Here is a 19,639-nt window from a genome sequence, read left to right as displayed (position 1 = left end):
TCGTCCCAAACTTAATGTCAAATAACTATCTTTGCCGCCATGAATATCCTGATCCTCGGTTCGGGCGGAAGGGAAAGTGCCTTCGCCTGGAAAATTGCTCAAAGCCCAAAGTGTCAAAACCTTTTTATTGCGCCCGGTAATGCCGGCACCACGCAGTATGGCACCAATGTTAACCTTAAAGTTACCGACTTTGAAGGTATCAAAACTTTTGTGCTCGGCAATGGCATTAACCTGGTACTGGTTGGCCCCGAAGAACCGCTGGTAAAAGGCGTTCATGATTTTTTCCTGAACGACGAGCAGCTGAAAAACATCCCGGTTGTAGGTCCGCAACAGGAAGCGGCTCAACTGGAAGGCAGTAAGGACTTTTCCAAACAGTTTATGGAAAAACATAACATCCCTACGGCCGCTTACAAAACTTTTACTAAAGATACTTTACAGGAAGGTTTAACCTACCTGACCACAGGGGGTTTACCTGTGGTATTGAAAGCTGATGGACTGGCAGCCGGCAAAGGCGTATTGATATGTACCACCCTTGAAGAGGCCCAGCAGGAGCTTACCGAGATGCTTGCCGAAGCCAAATTTGGCGAAGCCAGTTCACGCGTGGTCATCGAACAGTTTTTAACAGGTATTGAACTTTCGGTATTTGTAATGACCGATGGTAATAGTTATAAGATATTGCCCGAAGCCAAAGACTATAAACGTATTGGCGAAGGCGACACCGGACTGAATACCGGCGGCATGGGCTCTGTTTCGCCGGTGCCATTTGCCGATGCTATTTATATGAAAAAGGTAGAGGAGAAAGTGATCATCCCGACCATTGAAGGTTTGAAAAAAGATGGCATCCCTTATAAAGGCTTTATTTTTATTGGTTTGATGAACAGCGAGGGCGAGCCCTGGGTTATTGAATACAACTGCCGCATGGGCGACCCGGAAACAGAAAGCGTAATGCGCCGTATCGACTCCGATTTTGTTGACCTTCTGCAAGGCGTTGCCGAAGTAAACCTGGATCAGAAAGAATTAGTTATCAGCCCTAAAACCGCGGCTACCGTAGTGATGGTGGCAGGCGGATACCCTGGTGAGTACCTTAAAAACAAGGTGATCACCGGAACCGAGAACATCCATGAATCTATCGTGTTTCACGCAGGCACATCAACCGATGGCGACAACGTGATCAGCACCGGAGGCCGCGTTTTGGCTATTACCACCCTACAGGACAATATGTTTAATGCCCTGCAACAGGCTACCGCCGATGCCAGCCGTATTTATTACGATGGCATGTATTTCCGCCGTGATATCGGGTTTGACCTACTGTAGATCATTAGGTCATTTGATGAATCGTCATTGAGTCATTGAAAAAAATAAAGAAGGCGTAATAAGTAATTATTACGCCTTCTTTATTATCTATCAGGTCAATGACTTAATGACCTTATGCCTCAATGATCAAATTATATCTTTCCAAAAATTTCGGCCAGTTTATTTTCCAGGTCTTCGCCTCTCAGGTTTTTGGCGATGATCTTACCGTTAGGATCTAATAAAAAGTTTTGAGGGATACCGCGCACCGCGTATAAGGCGGCAGCCTTGCTGTCCCAGAATTTCAGGTCGGATACATGGTTCCAGGTAAGGCCGTCTTTATGAATAGCTGCCAGCCATTTATCTTTAGCATTCGGCCTGTCTAAAGACACACCCAGGATAGTAAATTTTTTGTTTTTATATTTATTGTAAGCCACAACCACATTAGGGTTTTCCCTGCGGCATGGACCGCACCATGAAGCCCAGAAGTCAATCAATACATATTTACCACGGAATGATGATAGGCTGATCTCCTTACCGCTGGTATCGGCTTCGGCAAACTCAGGAGCTGTAGCGCCTAAGGCCACCGCTTTGAGTTTGGGTAAACGCTCGGCGAATTTTTTACCGGCCTCGGTTTCCTTTACAGCTGGTGTTAAGGCACTGAATAATGGTGCGATATCCACATAATCGGCACTGTAGGCATAACCTTCCAGCGCGTTCAGACTGATGTATGAATCAGGGTTATCCTGAATAAACTTTTTATCGACAAGAGCACTTTGATCATCTATGGCCTTTTCGTCAGCCTTAGCTTTTTTAATAAATTCAGGAGAACTTTGTTGTTCGGGAGTTGCTGCTTTTTGCTTGTCTTCAAGCGCTTTATAAGCATCGTTTATAGGCTTTTGGGCCAGTCTGTATTTTTCGTTATCCTTATTGATTTTTGGCCCGTCAACGGTAGCATTTGCCAGCAGATCGGCGGTAGCAACATTAACTGTTCCAGCCTCAATATAAATAGAACGGTAATCTTCAGAATTATTAGCACCATTACCTTTTTTATTGAATAACAGGTACGCGCTAACAGGATCATTACCCGTTACACCACTAAACTGGAACTTGCCACCAGTTAAAGTAACCGAGTCAATAATAGTTTTACCTTGTTTGCGATATTCCAGGTATACTTTAGCAGGTGCGTTACTGTCCCCAATTTTACCTTGAACAGTATATTTTGCATCCTGTGCAAAACCTATGGCCGGCATACCTGCCAATGCCAGTAAAGTTATTTTTTTTAGCGCGGTAATATTCATACGGCAAAATAGTAATATTTCAATTATATAAATACTTATTGATTAAAATATTACCAAATGCACCGGTGCTTAACACCCTGCCATGTTAAATTTTACCAAACAGTTCCTGCAGTTTGGCGTCGAGATCTTCCCCACGCAGGTTTTTGGCTATGATCTTTCCATCCGGATCGATCAGGAAATTTTGTGGGATAGAGCTTACCTGGTAAAGACCAGCTGCTTCATTGTTCCAGAATTTAAGGTCGGATACCTGTGTCCAGGTTAGCCCATCGTTCTTAATCGCTTCCAGCCAGGCCGATTTACCTTCCGGCTTATCAAGCGACACACCTAATACCGTGAAATTTTTAGTTTTATATTTATTATAGTTACGTACCACATTCGGGTTTTCCTGACGGCAAGGACCGCACCAGGAAGCCCAGAAATCGATCAGCACATATTTACCCCGAAATGACGACAGCTTAACCGGTGTACCATTGACATCGCTCTGTATAAAATCTGGTGCTAGGGCTCCTATAGCGGTAACTTTTAAAGCGTCGATACCGTGTTTCAGGTTTTTACCACTTTCTGAATCTTTTAAACTTTGTGACAAGCCATTAAATAAAGGTTCAATCTCCGAAGGATCAGGCGCCGGGCCAGCCACTGAGTTAATAGCCAGCAAGCTCAAATAGCTGTTTGGGTTATTGGTAATAAAATTTTTGAGTACCGCCTTCTGTTCGGCCTGGATGTTTTTATAACGGGCCTGCATCCTGCTTTGAAAATCAGGCGCTTTTTGTTGTTCGGGCGTAGCGGCTTTGGCTTCGGCCATTAATGCCTGCGCTTTTTTATTGATTGCGGCCAGTTGCCCTGTAAGCCTTCGGTTATCATCATTTAAAACCGAGCCGGTGATCAGGGATTTGGAAAGAGAATCTTTACTATTGATGGCTATTGTACCTTTTTCCAAAAAAAGGTTCAGATCATCTGCGGTACTTGACGGACCACCATCCGGATAATTCTGCTGTATAAATTTGTTCAGACCGATACCTTTATAATCTAACGACAGGGTTGCATTCACCGGGTTTAATAGGTTACCCTTAAAGCTAAAACTACCAGCGGTTACGTTAGATGAATCCACCACGTTATTGGAACCCAGCTGATATATCAGGTACACTTTGGCAGGAGCACCAATAGTGCCTACTTTACCGTTAATAGTAAAAGTATCGGGGGCTTGGGCAAATGCCATTATCGGCAACATAGCTGCCACAGAGAAAATCAATTTCTTCATTTGAGTATCAAAACTATAAGCATTCTTAACGCAAGAATGCCGGTTGAATTATAATTATTAGTTTAATTTTTGATAAGTACGCCACCAAAGATCGGGTAACTCGCCCGAAGCTGCCATTTTATAGTCGGCATAACTGCAGGGCACCAGGTGAAAACGCTCGTTCCGTGATCCGCCTGTAGGGTAAGGTACCTGCATCCACCAGCGGTCGGATTTTTTGCTTTTCACAAACACCACTTCCTGATCTTCGTGCTTTAAGCTGGTTTTATAAATGAGATACTGGCTTTTAGGATTAAGCGGAAAATCGCGCTTACGGTTATAAACCCCTTCAATAAAATACCATATCATTTGCGCCAGTTGTGTAGCGGTTTGCCCGTTGCTGTCATAGGCCGGGTTAAACTCATAAAAACCGATGGAGGTTAACTTATCATTAAAACCCGCATAGCGGCAAAGCTGACAGGCTTCTTCGCCGTAAAAACCATTTGGTGTAGCGTTGGCGTTGCCCATAGCATCGGCCGAGCGAATGGCCCCCACATCAAAACTAATCATACTGGCATTACGGATGGCCGGTTCGGTGACTGCCACATTGCCGGTAAGCTCGCCCAGGCGGTGTACATCAAAATAAAGCTTCTCCATTACCCGCAGGCTTTCCTGGCTTACGAAGTAAGTTTGGTAACCCAGGTTACTGTAATTGAAGAGGAAATTAGGCTCGTGCAAAAATATTTTATTAAGATATGATGTGGAGGTGGTTTCAATACCACCCCGCGTATCGTCTTCATCCAGATCAAAATGCGAATCAACAACTACCAGGTCAACTTTTTGTTCCAGGTCCTCATAACCCAGGTATTGGGCATAGGTCAAATCCTGGCCGCCGCCTAATATAATAGGGATGATATCTTTTTTGATAAGCTCTGCAACTACAGTTTTAAGCGCGAAATAAGTATCGGTAACCGTGGCCCCGGCGCGTATATTACCCAGATCGGCAATTTTTACACTGTAACCGCCTTCATAAAGCTGGTAAAGTTTTTCGCGGATATAATCGGGACCAAGTGCGCAACCCGGGTTATCGGTAGCATTACGATCATCCATAACACCAATGATGGCCAGGTCAGTTTTCTCTTCCAGATCGGGAAAATCGACAGAATAATGCACAATTTTGTCGCCAAGCTGGCTGGTATAATACCCCTTTTTAGGAGCGATCTTTTTAAGATCAATGGGTGTAAAAAAATCAGCTAAGGACATAATTTTTTAATGTGCAAATATGCAGATGTGCAAATGTGCAGATAGATGTGCAGATGTGCAAATATGCGGATGTGCAAATATGCGAATTTCAGATGTGCAGATGATTTTATAATTCTGGTGATCTTTAACTCTAATTCAAACAAAAAATTTGCACATCCGCACATCTACATATCTGCACATTTATTATCACATTTGCACATATGATACTGATCACCGGCGCAACAGGTTTTTTAGGAGCTGAACTGGCAAAACTGCTGGTGAATTCAGGCCAACATATCCGTTGCACAAAAAGGAGTAATTCCAGGATACCCGCTCTGTTAATACCCTATCAAACGCAAATAGAATGGGTTGATGCCGATATGATGGATATATTCGCCCTTGCCGACGCGTTGGAAGGTATTAAACAGGTTTACCATTGCGCGGCCTGGGTGTCCTTAAAACAGGTGGATAAAGATCCTATGATCAATACCAATGTTACAGGTACGGCCAATGTGGTTAACCTGTGTGCCGAGCGTGGCATACGGATGGTTCATGTGAGCTCCATAGCCGCCATTGGTATAGCCAAACCAGGTGAGCTGATCACCGAGAACCATCACCTGGAACAATCTACCGAGCATGATGGTTATGCCATATCCAAGCTGGAAAGTGAAATGGAGGTGTGGCGGGGCATTGCCGAAGGCCTGGATGCTGTGATTGTTAACCCATCCCTCATTTTAGGGGTCAGCGCGGGTACATCCGGCACGGGAGCCCTGTTTCAGACCGTACGCAAAGGACTTAAATATTATACCGGCGGCAGTGGTGGTTTTGTTGATGTGGTAGATGTGGCCAAATGTATGGTAGCACTCATGAACAGCGATATTACAGCCGAACGCTATATTATCAGTGCCGAAAATTATACTTATCAAGCTATGACCACCGAAATTGCCCACAATTTCGGCATAAAACCACCAGCCAAATTTGCCAAACCCTGGATGATGGGCCTGGCCTGGCGCGGGGCGGCCATCATTGCCACCTTAACCGGTGGATCACCTGCTATCGACAAGGTCTCGGCCCGGGCAGCTTCTGAGGTCCGGAATTTTGATAATTCAAAGATCAAAGCGGCCATCAATATTGAGTTTAAACCGGTAAGCGAAACTATTGCGGAGGTGTGCAAGGCGCTGGCCTGAAGCAGCACTTCACTCTCCGTGCGTCATTGCGAGGCACGAAGACAACCGACCAGAGGGAGCTCATTAATACCAAATAAAACAAGCATAACATTAATAATCCCTGATGAGCAGATCCGCTCTGTATAGTTAGGGATTGCCACGCTGAGCTCGCAATGACGTGATGATTATACCTGACGCCCTATCCTACTACAACTTTATAGTAATCAATCATGATAACCCCTATGGATTCTATATATTATTCCACCTCATCAGCAAAAAATTTCGCACATTTGCACCCAAGATGGAGCAGTACTTTATTATTGATTTCGACAGCACGTTTACACAGGTAGAGGCCCTTGACGAACTGGCCCGCATTTCCCTCAAAAATCACCCCAACCGGGAGGCTATTTACAAACAGATAGAAGATTTGACCAACGCCTCAATGGAAGGTCGTTTGTCGTTCACTGAAAGTCTGGAAAACCGCGTTAAACTATTAGAGGCCAACCGCGATCATTTAAAGCAACTCATCACCCATCTTAAGAAAAAGGTATCTACTTCTTTTTCGCGCAATACCATATTTTTTAAAAATCACCAGGACGAGGTATTGATTGTATCCGGTGGCTTTAAAGAGTTTATTACCCCGGTAGTTACCGAATATCATATCAAAAAAGAAAACATCTACGCGAATACTTTTGTGTTTGACGAGGATGGCAAGATCATTGGTTACGACCGTGAAAACCCATTATCACAGGAAGGCGGTAAAGTTAAATTGCTGAAAGAACTGCAACTGCCCGGCGATATTTATGGCATTGGTGATGGTTATTCAGATTTCCAGCTGAAGGAATCGGGCATGATCAAAAAGTTCTTCGCCTTTACCGAAAACATCGAACGTAAATCTGTAGCCGAAAAAGCCGACCACATAACACCGAGCTTTGACGAGTTTTTATACCTCAATAAGCTGCCGCGGGCTATATCGTATCCAAAAAATCGCATCAAATGCCTTATAGTAGGTAATGTGGATGATGACGCGCTGGCGCAAATGAAAAAAGAAGGCTATAACCTGCGCCATCGCGAAAGTATTGAAGATAAATACCTGGAAGAAGCCGGCGTTTTGTTTTGCGATGAAGCCAATCAGCCCAGTCCGGAACAAGTACAAAACGCGGGCAGACTAAAAGTGATCGGTATTTTTGGCAAATGCAACCGTAAGCTGGCCGATGCAGCTACAGAAAGTGGCATCATCATATTTGACGATCCTAAACATAACCCCCATAATAACGATTTTATACCCCGCCGGGTAATGGCTTTTATGAACGAGGGTAAAACACATACCAGCTGCAATTTTCCAGATCTGCAGCCACCCCGCATCAATAATGCCCACAGGCTCATACATATCCATAAAAACATACCCGGCATACTGGCCAAAATAAACGAGGTATTTGCCCGCCACAACATCAATATAGTAGGCGAATTCCTGGTGACCAACGCCCTCATAGGCTATGTAATTACCGACGTAAACACCGGTTATGATCCGCAGGTACTTAACGAGCTAAAAGCTATTGAACATACTATTAAGTTCAGGTTGCTGTATTAATACGTTGTTGGTTATACGTTTGGCGTTGTACGTAACCATGAAAACGTATCACGTAAAACTTATAACGTACCACCTTACTCCGTAAACGGCACCACCAGCACAGGAACAGCCGAATGGCGTACCACATGCTCGGCTACACTGCCGATGAGCAGGCGGTCGAAGCCCGAACGTTTGTGCGTGCCAATTACAATAATATCCGCATTAAACTCTTTGCAGCAGTCAATTATCCCCTCGGCCCGGGAGCCATATTGTTTAAAAGCCGTTATCTCCAGTCCATCCCCAAACTCTTTGATGGTATTAGCAATAAGTGTTTCTGTTTGGCTGGTTTGCACCTCGCTTAACTCCACATCCTGAATACCAAAGGTGCTATCCATGGGTATCCCGGTTAAATTATCTGCCGGTGTTGAAGGTATTACAATGGGTTCGATGATGTGCACCAAGCCCACAGCAGCTTTATAATCGCGGGCCATATCAAAGCCATAGGCAGCAGCATTGCGCGCATACGCGCTATCGTCAATACCTATAAGTATTTTACTGATCTTCATGAGGTTTAAGCTTAAATTTTCAGCGTTAAAATTTTGATCGGGTATGTTGCTATAAAGACATTTATGCCGCAAAAATGTTTCTGCTTTTTGCAGATATCATCTCAATTTGCTGATATCTCATTTTTACTACCTTTGATCATGCATTTCCATCCTGAAATTGAAGATCGCCTGGCACGTTTGCAGGAAAAATATGAAGCCATGGGGCAGGACATGACCTCCTACCTTGACGGCCTGCTGCATGCCGATTTTTTAACCTACTGGGACTATATCCACCTGGATACTCTGCTAAGCTTGCAGAGCCCTAAAACACCCTTTCCTGATGAGGAGATATTTATTATCTATCACCAGATCACCGAGCTGTATTTTAAATTAGCCCTGCATGAGTGCCGGCAAATTGCCGAAGCACAACCGCTTACCGTTGAGTTTTTTACCGCACGGTTAAAACGCATCAACCGCTATTTTGGCGCCCTTACCCAATCATTTGAGATCATGGTTGATGGGATGGAGAAAGAACAGTTCCTTCAATTCAGGATGTCATTGCTGCCAGCCAGCGGGTTCCAGTCGGGCCAGTATCGCATGATCGAGATACATGCTACCGATTTCATTAACCTGGTTGATAAGGACAAACGCCAGGAGCTCAGTAAGGCTTCTATCGAGGACCAATTTGAATACCTCTACTGGAAATTTGGCGCGACGGAACTATCCACCGGCAAAAAAACACTCACCCTCAAACAGTTTGAGAAAAAATATTCCAAAATATTTATTGAGCTGGGCAAAGCCAGTGTTAACCACAACTTTAATGCCCTGGCCCGCCAGTTTGAAGCCGCCGGGCAATTAACACCCGAGCTTAAACTGGAACTCAAACAACTGGATGTGAACGTGAACATCAACTGGCCGCTATCACACTATAAATCGGCAGTACGATACCTGAACCGTGAACCCGAGGAGATCAAAGCCACCGGAGGAACCAACTGGCAAAAGTACCTGCCCCCACGTTTCCAGAAACGGATATTTTACCCAACGCTATGGACCGCCGATGAGCTTGAGAATTGGGGCAAGGCCTGGGTGGAGAGCGTACTAGCTTAAAATATCTTAATAACATTTGTTTGTCATTCTGAGGGACGAAGAATCTATTCTTGAACATACAATCTTCAGAACAGATTCTTCGCTACGCTCAGAATGACAAAATATTTTAAAAGAAAAGCGCCCTCTGATACCAGACGGCGCTTTTCTTTTTTTCCCATTACCTGTGTCCTCACAGGCAATTATATCTTACCAAACTTTCACACGCTCATTTTCGGGGCGGTAAAGTTTATCGCCGGGTTTTACGTCAAATGCTTTGTAAAATGCCGGGGTGTTTGACAGCGAACCGTTCACACGGTACATTTCTGGCGAGTGCGGGTCAATGCTGATACGCATACGCATAGTTTCGTCGCGTGTTTTGATGCGCCATACCTGGCCAAACGACAGGAAGAAACGCTGATCGGGTGTAAAGCCATCAATCTTAGCATCGCCTTTGCCCTGCTCGGTTCTTTTAAACGCTTCGTAAGCGATAGCCACACCACCAATATCAGCCAGGTTTTCGCCCTGGGTAAGGCTGCCGTTTACGTGCAGGTTGTTCAATACGGTAAATTTGTTGTATTGCTCTATCATCAGACCTACACGACTTTTAAACTTATCGGCATCCTGTTTGGTCCACCAGTCTTTCAGGTTACCATCTTTGTCGTACTGACGGCCCTGGTCATCAAAACCGTGGGTCATTTCGTGACCGATCACCGCGCCAATAGCACCATAGTTAATGGCATCATCCGCATCCTTATCAAAGAAAGGGAATTGTAATATACCAGCTGGGAAAACGATCTCGTTAAAGGTAGGGTTATAGTAGGCGTTAACCGTTGGCGGTGTCATACCCCATTCGGTTTTATCAACTGGTTTGCCTGCCTTTTTGATCATTTCGTTGTAGTGGTGACGGGCAATGGATTCCTGGTTTTTGTAATAAGCATCTTTGCTGATCGTCACATCATCATAGGTTTTCCATTTATCGGGATAACCAATTTTTTTGGTGAAGGCAGCCAGCTTAGCCAGAGCCTTGGCCTTGGTTTCGGGGCTCATCCAGTCCAGTTTTTCAATACGGTCTTTATATACGCTTTGCAGGTTGTTTACCAGGGTAAGCATACGTTGTTTAGCATCGGGCGTAAAATATTTCTCTACATAAAGCTGACCTAACAATTCGCCAATGCCACCATCAACGGTTTCTATAACGGTTTTCCAGCGTTCCTGTTCTTGTTTTTTACCACTCAGCGTTTTGCCGTTAAACTCAAAGTTGGCATCTCTGAAAGCTTTGCTCAAGGCTGTTGAGGCATTATCCAAAGCGGTAAAAGTGGCTTTATCTTTCCAAACCTCAATAGGTTCAGATTTTAGCAAGCCATCCAGCGCTTTTAAATAAGCAGGCTGACCTACCAAAACGGTATCGGCATTTAACTCCAGGCGTTTAAAGGCATCTTTCAGGTCGATATCCGGGATCTGTTTTTGCAGCTCGGCAACAGCGAATTTATTGTAGTTCTTAACCGGGTCGCGCAGTTCGGTTGGTGTCAGGTGCGATTTGGCTATCAATGTTTCCAGTTTCAGGATACCATCGGCCTTTTTAGTGGCTGTAGCTTCGTCAACGCCAGTCAGCGTAAACAGTTTGGCTATGTATTTTACATAGGCGGCACGTATTTTAACCGTAGCCGAGTCGCTGTTGAAATAATAATCGCGGTTAGGTAAGCCTAAACCAGCCTGGTCAAAATGAGCAATGTTTTGGGTGCTGATACGGTCGTCCGGACCAACAGAAAATCCTAATAAAAAGCCGCCGCCTTCTTTATAGCTATCGGCAGCCAGGCTTACCAGACCTTTATAATCCTTCACCGCGCTAATTTTAGCAAGTACAGGCTTAACGGGCTCATAACCCAGTTTTTCGATGCCTACGGTATCCATACCACTGGTGTACAGGTCGGCCACTTTTTGCTCCTTGCTACCTGCAGCGTTATCCTGTTTGGTTATCTCTTCCAGTATTTTGTGCAAGTTTTTCTGGTTATCGTCATACAGCGTATAAAACGAACCCCATCCGCGCTGCGATGCCGGGATCTCGGTTTTCTTTACCCAGGCGCCGCTGGCGTACAAATAAAAATTGTCGCCAGGTTTTACCGTGGTGTCCATACCTGTTTTATCAAAAAATACGGTACGTTTTGGAACATCATCGGTTGATGACGATTCTTTTTTTTGGCCGCATGACGCTAAAATGGCGACAGGGATAGCCGCCAAAGCCCATTTTGTGATTCTCATAAATTGTTTTTTAAATGTCAGTCCTAAAAAATCTAAGTTATAAAGTTGAATTGATAATAACTAAGACGCAACTGACATATATCTGTTACACAACAGACTTAACTTCAGCAGCAGGGGGCTGTATCTGGTTAAGCGACAATGGAATGAGTTTTTTGGTTTTGAGGTAAGTGATACCCACAATAAGCATGGTCATGCTGCCGCCAAATATTACGGCAGGCACCGTACCCAGCAAACGAGCAGCAGTTCCGGATTCAAAAGCGCCGATCTCGTTGGATGAGCCTATGAACATCTGGTTTACGGCAGATACCCGGCCGCGCATATGATCGGGCGTTAGCAGCTGCATAATGGTACCGCGGATAATTACGCTGATGCTGTCAAAAGCACCCTCGGTAAATATAAAGAAGAGTGATAAATAAAAGCTGCGCGACAGGCCAAAGCAAATGATACTTAAACCAAAGCCGGTTACCGCGATAAGCAGGTTACGCCATGGCTTACCCATGGGCGAAAAACGTGTCATGACCAGCATGGTGAGTACCGCGCCCAATGATGCTGTGGCACGCATAATACCCAAACCTTCGGCACCTACTTTGAGTATCTCATTGGCAAATACGGGTAACAAAGCCACCGCGCCACCAAAAAACACCGAGAACAGGTCGAGGCTCATGGCCCCGATCATCATTTTGTTATGGAACACAAAGTGGATCCCTTCTGAAAGGCTTTTCCAGATACTCTCTTTCGGCACAAACACTGGCGGATATTTGCGCAGGAAAAAAACCAGCACCAGTGATATCAGCAGGAAAAATATAATAACCGAAAACGTTGCGGTAATACCACTTAAACCGGGCATAATTTTACCGGCATAACCGTAGATCAATCCACCCGCAGCCGGCCCAACAATAGAAGCCACCTGCCAGCTGGAACTGCTCCAGGTACTGCCGTTAGGGTAAACCTCTTTAGGGATGCTGTGCGCGTAAACCGTAAAGGTAGCCGGACCATAAAAAGCACGGGCTATACCATTACAAAATATCATGGCAAAAATAATGGGCACAATCCAATCTTTATGTATCACACCACTCATGCTGTTGAGTGTAACGGTAAACATCACCAGCGAAGTGAGGATCACCATAGCAAATATAATGAGCAGCATTTTTCGTTTTTCAGATTTATCGGCAATATAGCCGCCGTACAGCGCTATGCCGATAGCCGGTATAGCCTCGCAAAGGCCTACCAGGCCCAGGGCAAACACACTTTTAGTGACCTGGTAAATATAAAACCCGATAACAACGGCCTGCATTTGATAAGCAAAGGTGAAACAAAAGCGCATGCCAACATAAGACCTGAAATCTTTGTATCGCAATGCTGCAAAGGAATCTACTTTTTGGGGTTTACTATCTCCGTCTTCGGTCACAGTGTTGTTTTAGATGTACTGCAAATTTACAATACCATTTTGGGAATATTAAATCCGATAGCAGGTTTTTTATTGGACAAATTAGGGTAATTGTTGGTATCGAAAGCAATAAGACCTTTTGTCATCCTTCGCTATCGCGAAGGATCTTCTTCAGTATGAATGGTGTTTAATGGAAGAATTGTTTTCCATGGCGTTCCCCTCCTGCGTCGGGGCAGGCTATCCGCTCATACTGCACGGGCCTTAACCACAGGCCGGTATCCGCTGCTATCCTTAACGCAAAAAAAGAGACGCATGTGATGCGTCTCTACAAAACTCTTGCATATTTAATCAATTAAATCATCTGCACATCTACAGCCCATGCTGATCTATCAGGTAAATAAACGCGGCCATACTGGCAGCGCCCAGTTCCAGTTCGCGTTTGTTTACGTTTTCAAACACATCGTTCGGGGTATGGTGAATATCAAAATAGCGCTGTGAATCGGGGCGGTAACCGATCAATACTATGCCCGGCAGTTTTTCTTTCATCGGTTCAATATCAGTACCGCTGCCGCCAATGGTCAGTTTGTCAACCTCGTAAGGCTCCAATATGGCTTTATATTTACTGTTGATATTTTTGATAAAATCATTGGATACGCCATCAAAGCTAAATCCGCGTGGGGTAAAACCACCTTCATCTGTTTCTATAGCGGCAATGTGCTGCTCTTTATTTTGAGCGGCCAGTTCGGCGTATTTGGTGCCGCCTTTATGACCGTTCTCTTCATTCATAAAAAATACAGCACGTACGGAGTTTTTAGGACGGTAGCCTATCGCTTTAAATATACGCAGCACCTCGGCCGATTGCATTACACCCGTGCCATCATCATGCGCGCCTTCGGCCAGGTCCCACGAATCCAGGTGACCACCTACACTGATAAATTTATTGGGGTTTTCGGTCCCCGTCAATTCACCGATCACGTTGTACGATAATACATCGGGCAATAACTGGCAGCTTTGTTTAAAGTAAAACTTTATCAATGGCAGTTTACGCAAACGCAGCATATTGCTCAGCTTATCAGCTGCTTTAGTTGATATAGCAGCGGCAGGTATCTGCTGCGTACCCGGACCTGATAAGGTAGCGCCGGTATGTGGATAATCGTCGATACTTTCGGTCAGGGAGCGTACAATAACCCCTACAGCGCCGTATTTAGCTGCCGTAGCAGGCCCCATAAAACGCTGATCGCCGGCAGTACCATAGGCATGACCAGTTTCAATAAAACGAGGATCGAACGCACGGTTAAAGAAAACGATCTTACCGTTGATCACGCTTTCGCCCAAAGTTTCCAACTCTTTCAGACTCCGTACTTCTACCACATTGGCAGTGATACCTTCTTTGGGGGTAGCGACAGTCATGCCTAGTGCAGCTATAGGCACCGGGATACGGGTTTTACCATCAATAATAAAAGCAGTTTCTTTTTCGCCACGCACCCAATGAGGCACCATTACCTCTTGCAAATAAACTTTATCAAAACCATAGCTTTCCATCAGCTTTTTGCTCCACTCCACCGCTTTTTGCGCGTTGGCCGAGCCGCTTAACCGTCCGCCAATATTTTTACACAGGTAATGCAGACTTTCATAAGCCTTGCCGTTTACCAGGGCCTCGTCATAAATTTTTCGTATAGTTAAGGAATCCTGCGCATGCAGCAGGGAAGCTGTGAAAAGTGTAGCCAGCACCAGGGAAAATTTCTTCATGTGATATTAAGATCAGTTTTAACAAATGTAATATTTTACAGGAAAAGGAGCATTTGGAGTTAATAGATTTATTTAGTCATAGCCTATTACGCTGAACAGGCGGGTCATTTTTGTTAAAAAGTGGGTTTACATGGTTTACACTTTTCATGGTTTACACTTTTGTATGTATTTGAAAATAAGATAATTACATTAATTTTCTTGTCGTAAGTGGGTTTACACTGTAAACCATAATTAGTTGGGTTTACATTAATCAGTTTTATAGCATTTTAGTCTTCCCAACATTTGTGGTTTGCAAATGAGCGCAAGGAGTTATTGGGCTCATGTTATTATCACGAGATCTTATCCCAGCTTAAACCCGCGTTTTTGGTTTCAAATGCGTGATGCAGCACCTGGTTTTCGGGGAGGGCGAGTTGCGGATCTTTTTCAAAAATCTGTTCCACGGCTTTACGCACCTTAAATAATAATTCCTGATCCGTAGCCAGGTTGGCTAATTTAAGGTCGAGCACACCGCTTTGCTGGGTACCTTCCAGGTTGCCGGGACCACGCAGTTGCAGGTCGATCTCAGATATTTCAAAACCGTTATTGGTTTTCACCATAGTATCCAGCCTGATCTTACCATCGTGACTCAGCTTGTGGCTGCTCATCAAAATACAATAGGATTGCTCGGCCCCGCGCCCTACCCTGCCGCGCAACTGGTGCAATTGCGAAAGACCAAAACGTTCGGCGTTTTCAATGATCATCACCGAGGCATTAGGCACATTAACCCCTACTTCGATCACGGTAGTAGCCACCATGATCTGCGTCTCACCTTTAATAAAACGCTGCATTTCAAATTCCTTGTCGGCAGCTTTCAATTTACCATGCACAATGCTAACACGGTAATCGGGCAGCGGAAACTCCCGCGACATTACCGCGATGCCATCTTCCAGGTTTTTCAGATCCAGCTTTTCGCTTTCCTGTATCAGCGGGTATACCACGTAGATCTGCCGGCCCAGGGCTATTTCCCTTTTCATAAAACCAAATACTCGCAGGCGCTGGTTCTCATAAAAATGAAGCGTTTGAATGGGTTTACGACCAGCCGGTAATTCGTCAATCACGGATACATCCAGGTCGCCATACAGCGTCATTGCCAGTGTGCGGGGAATAGGCGTAGCTGTCATGACCAGTACATGCGGCGGTATGATGTTTTTACGCCATAGTTTGGCCCTTTGCTCCACACCAAAACGGTGCTGCTCGTCAATCACCACAAAACCCAGGTTTTTGAACTGTACTTTATCCTCGATGAGCGCATGGGTGCCGATGAGGATTTTAAGCTCGCCGCTTTCCAGTTTTTCGTGCAATGCTTTCCGGGCCTTTTGCTTGGTGGAGCCGGTAAGCAGGGCTACTTCAATAAAATCGTCACCAACCAAATCTTTTACTGTTTGGAAATGCTGTGTAGCCAGAATTTCGGTAGGCGCCATAATACAGGTCTGGAAACCGTTGTCGACCGCTATGAGCATACTCATGAGGGCCACCACGGTTTTGCCACTGCCTACATCGCCCTGTAACAGGCGGTTCATCTGTACGCCGCGCTGGGTATCCTGCCGGATCTCTTTGAGTACCCGTTTTTGTGGGGTAGTTAATTCAAAAGGTAGTTTATGGTGATAAAAATCATTAAAATAATGGCCAACAGTACCAAAAACATTGCCTTTGAATTTTTGGGTATGCAACAGTTTATTGCGCAATAATTTGAGCTGCAGTAAAAACAGTTCTTCGAATTTTAAACGCAGGATGGCCTCATTCAGTAAACGCGCGTCGGCCGGGAAATGGATATTGCGGTAAGCTTCAGCCCTACTGATGAGTTTGAATTTTTGGATGATGTACAGCGGCAAGTTCTCGCGGATATCGCGTGCATGTAGTTCCAGTAAAGTAGAAGTAATCTTCTGGATGCCCTTGCTATCCAGCTGAAACTGCTTGAGTTTTTCGGTGGAGTTATATACGGGTTGCAGACTGGCATTGCCTTGCCGTTGTGCCCCCGGCGAGTATACCTCCATTTCGGGATGGGCCATCTGGGCCTGTCCGTTAAAAAAGCCGGGTTTACCAAAAACAACATATACCTGCCCGGGCACAATAGTCTTTTCGATCCAGTTGATGCCTTTGAACCATACCAACTCCAACAGGCCCGTATCATCTTTAGCCATAACTACCAGGCGTTTGGTGTGCTTTTCGCCAACCACCTGCTTGTTGATAATACGTGCCAGCACCTGCACATAAGGCAAGTCGGACTGGATATCTTTGATCTTGTAAAAACGGGTTCGGTCGATATACCGGAACGGAAAATGACGTAAAAGATCCTCGAAATTAGCGAGCGCCAATTCTTTTTTCAACACCTCGGCGCGGGACTGGCCCACTCCTTTTAAATATACAAGCGGTGTTTGAAAAGGATCCATAGATAAAGCTCAATATTTTACCCACCGTCATTGCGAGGAACGAAGCAATCTCTACACAGGCAGGTCGGTCATTCGGGTTCTAAACTTTTCTGTTTGCTCTGTACAGCATAGAGATTGCTTCGTTCCTCGCAATGACGTGTAGTTTATGTTTGTTTTATTACCAACACTTTCCGCCAGTTGACGGAAAGTGTTGGGTGAGGCTCTTACTTTACAGCAATAACCGAGATCTCGACATTTACACCTTTAGGTAATGCAGATACCTGTACGGTTTCACGTGCCGGGAAATTGGCGGTGAAATATTTTCCGTACACCTCGTTCACCTGGCCAAAATTGCCCAGATCGGTTAAAAATATGCTGGTTTTTACAATGTTCTCAAAACCGATACCGGCCTCGGTTAAAATGGCTTTGATATTTTCCATCACCATCACCGCCTCATCGGTAATACCGGTGGTTATCAGTTCGCCGGTAACCGGATTAAGGGGGATCTGGCCCGATACAAATACAAAGTTTCCGGCTGCGGTAGCCTGGCTATATGGCCCGATAGGAGCCGGAGCGTTATTGGTGTTTATTATTGTCATCATTTTTTAAGTATGAACACTTGTATCAGTTTGTAAATGATCCCCGCCAAAAACATAAGAATAGCCAGCGCATTAATAAAATGCATAATGCGCAGGTTAATGTTAGTGGGCCTGTTAGGATCTTTCTTTCTGAAAAAATACATATCACAAAACTAATAAAAATTTGCCTCACCTAACCCTCTCCTTTGGAGAGGGTTTTGATTTGCATACTGAATAATCGTTGTCATTTCGAACGAAGAGAGAAACCATCTCTTGAACGAAGTGAAAAATCTTCTGCAACATTCTCATGCGCTATGCATCACGTATAAGATTTCTCACTCGTACCTCGTATCGAAATGACAATGATGGTATTTTTAGCTCCCTCTCCTTTGGAGAGGGCCAGGGTGAGGCTATTACCTTATCGGCTTTGGAAACACCGGTAAACTCTCGTGACCATCCGCATCAACAGCTTGTACGGCGAAAAAGTAATTATCTTTAGAGTAAGCCAGCGTAGTCGTGGTATCGGTTACATAAAATTTGCGTTCCCAGAAGGCGCTGGTGGTTTCGCGCATGAGCACATAGTAGCCTGCCGGTTTTTTGCCGGTAGCCGGGGCCTCCCAGGTTAGTTTTGTTTTATTGGTAAGGTCGCTGGTGATGATCCCTACATTTTGCGGGCGGGCCGGGGCCGACGCCAGGTTGGCCAGTACCGATAGGTTCATGCGGGCTACTTTTTGCACATAGTTAAAATCAACAAAGTCGGGCAGATCACCATAATCCACACCATTTTCGGTACGGATGTTTTGGTGCTGACGGTTAAAATCCTCGTTCATTTCAGTGAAGCGTACCGCGCTAAAGCCCTGCTCCAGGAAAGGCAGATGATCGCCGCCGCGCAGGTAACGGTCGCGACGGTAAATGAGTTTTACATCCAATTGATCCACATAACGCTCACCGGTTTCCTTGGCATAGCGGGCCAGCTCACGCGATGGACTATCATTTTCGCCGCCTAATGATTTCAGTGCTGCCACTTGCTTATCGGTAGCATTGGTGGGTATACCATCGCTAAAAACACGTACACTGCGGTTATCTTTCAGATCGGTTTCCATGCCGTGGGTATTGCCTACAATATCGTTATTGAGCATGGCATCTACATTCCAATTTTCAGCTTTGGCGCGTTTGGCCAGGTTGGCAGATCCGTACAGGCCTTGCTCCTCGCCTACTACAGTCGCAAAAATAATGGTAGCCGGGAACGATCGTTTAGCCATCACCCTGGCCAACTCCATAGAAAGTGCAGTGCCCGAAGCATCATCATTAGCGCCTGGTTCAACCCCATTGGCATCCATTACATCATTGATACGCGAATCATAATGACCCGATACAATATACACCCGGGTATCCGTAGGGTCTGTCCCTTTTAATATGGCCAGTACATTTTTAAGCTTTACGGGCTTATCAATGCGCGTACCTTTAGGTTGTGTAAAAGTATCGAACTGAACGGTCATCCTGCCGCTGGAAAGGGTCGCATATTTTTCCATTTCGGCCTTGATCCAGTTACGCGCCGCGCCGCTTCCGGTAGTTTTGCTGCTGGTATCGCTCAGGGTATGCCTGCTTTTAAAGGTTACCAGTTTGCGAATGGTAGCCTCGATATTTTTGGAAGATATCTCATCCACCATTTGCTTAATCCCTGCATCGGGTTTGATGATGGTTTGGGCTGCGGCGGGCAGCGATAATAAGAGAAGAATGAATAGTTTTAGGTGTTTCATGAGTTTTTGATGCTTTGTCTATTGGGAGACGCATGTGATGCGTCTCTACGTTTTTTCATTGTAG

General features: G+C 45.1%; 15 protein-coding genes. 4 read left to right on the top strand and 11 right to left on the bottom strand.

Annotation, left to right across the window (positions count from 1 at the left end; translation table 11 throughout):
* Positions 1-39: 39 nt before the first annotated feature.
* The gene (gene purD / locus BLR84_RS19210; protein ID WP_090471354.1) at positions 40-1,314 is read left to right on the top strand and encodes a phosphoribosylamine--glycine ligase; all 1,275 of its coding nucleotides are present in this window, start codon (positions 40-42) and stop codon (positions 1,312-1,314) included.
* A gap of 131 nt (positions 1,315-1,445) precedes the next feature.
* On the opposite strand, the gene BLR84_RS19205 is transcribed toward purD, so the two are convergent.
* From BLR84_RS19205 to BLR84_RS19195, 3 genes are all read right to left on the bottom strand, one after another.
* Positions 1,446-2,591: a TlpA disulfide reductase family protein gene (locus BLR84_RS19205; protein WP_255366991.1), complete on the bottom strand. Its 1,146-nt coding sequence runs from the start codon at positions 2,589-2,591 to the stop codon at positions 1,446-1,448.
* Between the two features lie 85 nt (positions 2,592-2,676).
* Positions 2,677-3,849, bottom strand: a complete 1,173-nt coding sequence (locus tag BLR84_RS19200; RefSeq protein WP_090471352.1) for a TlpA disulfide reductase family protein — start codon at positions 3,847-3,849, stop codon at positions 2,677-2,679.
* Between the two features lie 57 nt (positions 3,850-3,906).
* Positions 3,907-5,088, bottom strand: a complete 1,182-nt coding sequence (locus BLR84_RS19195; protein WP_090471350.1) for a formimidoylglutamase — start codon at positions 5,086-5,088, stop codon at positions 3,907-3,909.
* A gap of 200 nt (positions 5,089-5,288) precedes the next feature.
* Here BLR84_RS19195 and BLR84_RS19190 point away from each other — a divergent pair, with 200 nt between their 5' ends.
* Complete coding sequence (locus BLR84_RS19190) at positions 5,289-6,254, top strand: NAD-dependent epimerase/dehydratase family protein (protein ID WP_090471348.1); 966 nt, start codon at positions 5,289-5,291, stop codon at positions 6,252-6,254.
* Between the two features lie 280 nt (positions 6,255-6,534).
* Positions 6,535-7,824 (top strand): HAD-IB family phosphatase, encoded by a 1,290-nt coding sequence (locus tag BLR84_RS19185; protein WP_090471728.1) that lies wholly within the window; start codon positions 6,535-6,537, stop codon positions 7,822-7,824.
* 74 nt (positions 7,825-7,898) lie between these two features.
* Here BLR84_RS19185 and BLR84_RS19180 read toward each other — a convergent pair whose 3' ends face one another.
* Positions 7,899-8,369 (bottom strand): universal stress protein, encoded by a 471-nt coding sequence (locus BLR84_RS19180; protein WP_090471346.1) that lies wholly within the window; start codon positions 8,367-8,369, stop codon positions 7,899-7,901.
* Between the two features lie 138 nt (positions 8,370-8,507).
* Here BLR84_RS19180 and BLR84_RS19175 point away from each other — a divergent pair, with 138 nt between their 5' ends.
* Positions 8,508-9,455, top strand: a complete 948-nt coding sequence (locus BLR84_RS19175) for a tryptophan 2,3-dioxygenase family protein (RefSeq protein ID WP_090471726.1) — start codon at positions 8,508-8,510, stop codon at positions 9,453-9,455.
* 186 nt (positions 9,456-9,641) lie between these two features.
* Here BLR84_RS19175 and BLR84_RS19170 read toward each other — a convergent pair whose 3' ends face one another.
* The 7 genes from BLR84_RS19170 to BLR84_RS19145 form a co-directional block, all read right to left on the bottom strand.
* A complete protein-coding gene (locus BLR84_RS19170) occupies positions 9,642-11,693 on the bottom strand; it encodes a M13 family metallopeptidase (RefSeq protein ID WP_090471344.1) in 2,052 nt (683 codons plus the stop codon).
* An 85-nt stretch (positions 11,694-11,778) separates the two neighbouring features.
* Positions 11,779-13,101, bottom strand: a complete 1,323-nt coding sequence (locus tag BLR84_RS19165; RefSeq protein WP_255366990.1) for an MFS transporter — start codon at positions 13,099-13,101, stop codon at positions 11,779-11,781.
* A gap of 348 nt (positions 13,102-13,449) precedes the next feature.
* Entirely contained in the window at positions 13,450-14,829 is a 1,380-nt protein-coding gene (locus BLR84_RS19160) for a M20/M25/M40 family metallo-hydrolase (protein WP_090471342.1), read from the bottom strand.
* A gap of 329 nt (positions 14,830-15,158) precedes the next feature.
* Positions 15,159-17,258, bottom strand: coding sequence for an ATP-dependent DNA helicase RecG (gene recG / locus BLR84_RS19155; RefSeq protein WP_090471340.1), 2,100 nt, complete (start codon positions 17,256-17,258; stop codon positions 15,159-15,161).
* Between the two features lie 203 nt (positions 17,259-17,461).
* Entirely contained in the window at positions 17,462-17,839 is a 378-nt protein-coding gene (locus tag BLR84_RS19150; RefSeq protein ID WP_090471338.1) for a RidA family protein, read from the bottom strand.
* Positions 17,836-17,979 (bottom strand): DUF6728 family protein, encoded by a 144-nt coding sequence (locus tag BLR84_RS30595; RefSeq protein ID WP_310096167.1) that lies wholly within the window; start codon positions 17,977-17,979, stop codon positions 17,836-17,838. The genes BLR84_RS19150 and BLR84_RS30595 overlap by 4 nt, the downstream gene beginning before the upstream one ends.
* 249 nt (positions 17,980-18,228) lie before the next feature.
* Positions 18,229-19,575 carry a M28 family peptidase gene (locus BLR84_RS19145; protein WP_090471336.1) on the bottom strand — a complete coding sequence of 449 codons (1,347 nt, stop codon included), beginning with the start codon at positions 19,573-19,575 and terminating at the stop codon, positions 18,229-18,231.
* Positions 19,576-19,639 lie beyond the last annotated feature (64 nt).

This window comes from Mucilaginibacter sp. OK268, assembly GCF_900103125.1.
GTDB lineage: Bacteria > Bacteroidota > Bacteroidia > Sphingobacteriales > Sphingobacteriaceae > Mucilaginibacter.
Note: the sequence above shows the minus strand (reverse complement) of the source record. Positions and strands in the feature narration are given on the sequence as shown.

What these genes read in the sequence shown, in the direction of transcription:
- BLR84_RS19170 (WP_090471344.1), bottom strand. Translation starts at nt 11,693, where the DNA reads ATGAGAATCACAAAATGGGCTTTGGCGGCTATCCCTGTCGCCATTTTA.
- BLR84_RS30595 (WP_310096167.1), bottom strand. Translation starts at nt 17,979, where the DNA reads ATGTATTTTTTCAGAAAGAAAGATCCTAACAGGCCCACTAACATTAAC.
- BLR84_RS19180 (WP_090471346.1), bottom strand. Translation starts at nt 8,369, where the DNA reads ATGAAGATCAGTAAAATACTTATAGGTATTGACGATAGCGCGTATGCG.
- purD (WP_090471354.1), top strand. Translation starts at nt 40, where the DNA reads ATGAATATCCTGATCCTCGGTTCGGGCGGAAGGGAAAGTGCCTTCGCC.
- BLR84_RS19145 (WP_090471336.1), bottom strand. Translation starts at nt 19,575, where the DNA reads ATGAAACACCTAAAACTATTCATTCTTCTCTTATTATCGCTGCCCGCC.
- BLR84_RS19205 (WP_255366991.1), bottom strand. Translation starts at nt 2,591, where the DNA reads ATGAATATTACCGCGCTAAAAAAAATAACTTTACTGGCATTGGCAGGT.
- recG (WP_090471340.1), bottom strand. Translation starts at nt 17,258, where the DNA reads ATGGATCCTTTTCAAACACCGCTTGTATATTTAAAAGGAGTGGGCCAG.
- BLR84_RS19200 (WP_090471352.1), bottom strand. Translation starts at nt 3,849, where the DNA reads ATGAAGAAATTGATTTTCTCTGTGGCAGCTATGTTGCCGATAATGGCA.
- BLR84_RS19150 (WP_090471338.1), bottom strand. Translation starts at nt 17,839, where the DNA reads ATGATGACAATAATAAACACCAATAACGCTCCGGCTCCTATCGGGCCA.
- BLR84_RS19175 (WP_090471726.1), top strand. Translation starts at nt 8,508, where the DNA reads ATGCATTTCCATCCTGAAATTGAAGATCGCCTGGCACGTTTGCAGGAA.
- BLR84_RS19185 (WP_090471728.1), top strand. Translation starts at nt 6,535, where the DNA reads ATGGAGCAGTACTTTATTATTGATTTCGACAGCACGTTTACACAGGTA.
- BLR84_RS19160 (WP_090471342.1), bottom strand. Translation starts at nt 14,829, where the DNA reads ATGAAGAAATTTTCCCTGGTGCTGGCTACACTTTTCACAGCTTCCCTG.
- BLR84_RS19190 (WP_090471348.1), top strand. Translation starts at nt 5,289, where the DNA reads ATGATACTGATCACCGGCGCAACAGGTTTTTTAGGAGCTGAACTGGCA.
- BLR84_RS19195 (WP_090471350.1), bottom strand. Translation starts at nt 5,088, where the DNA reads ATGTCCTTAGCTGATTTTTTTACACCCATTGATCTTAAAAAGATCGCT.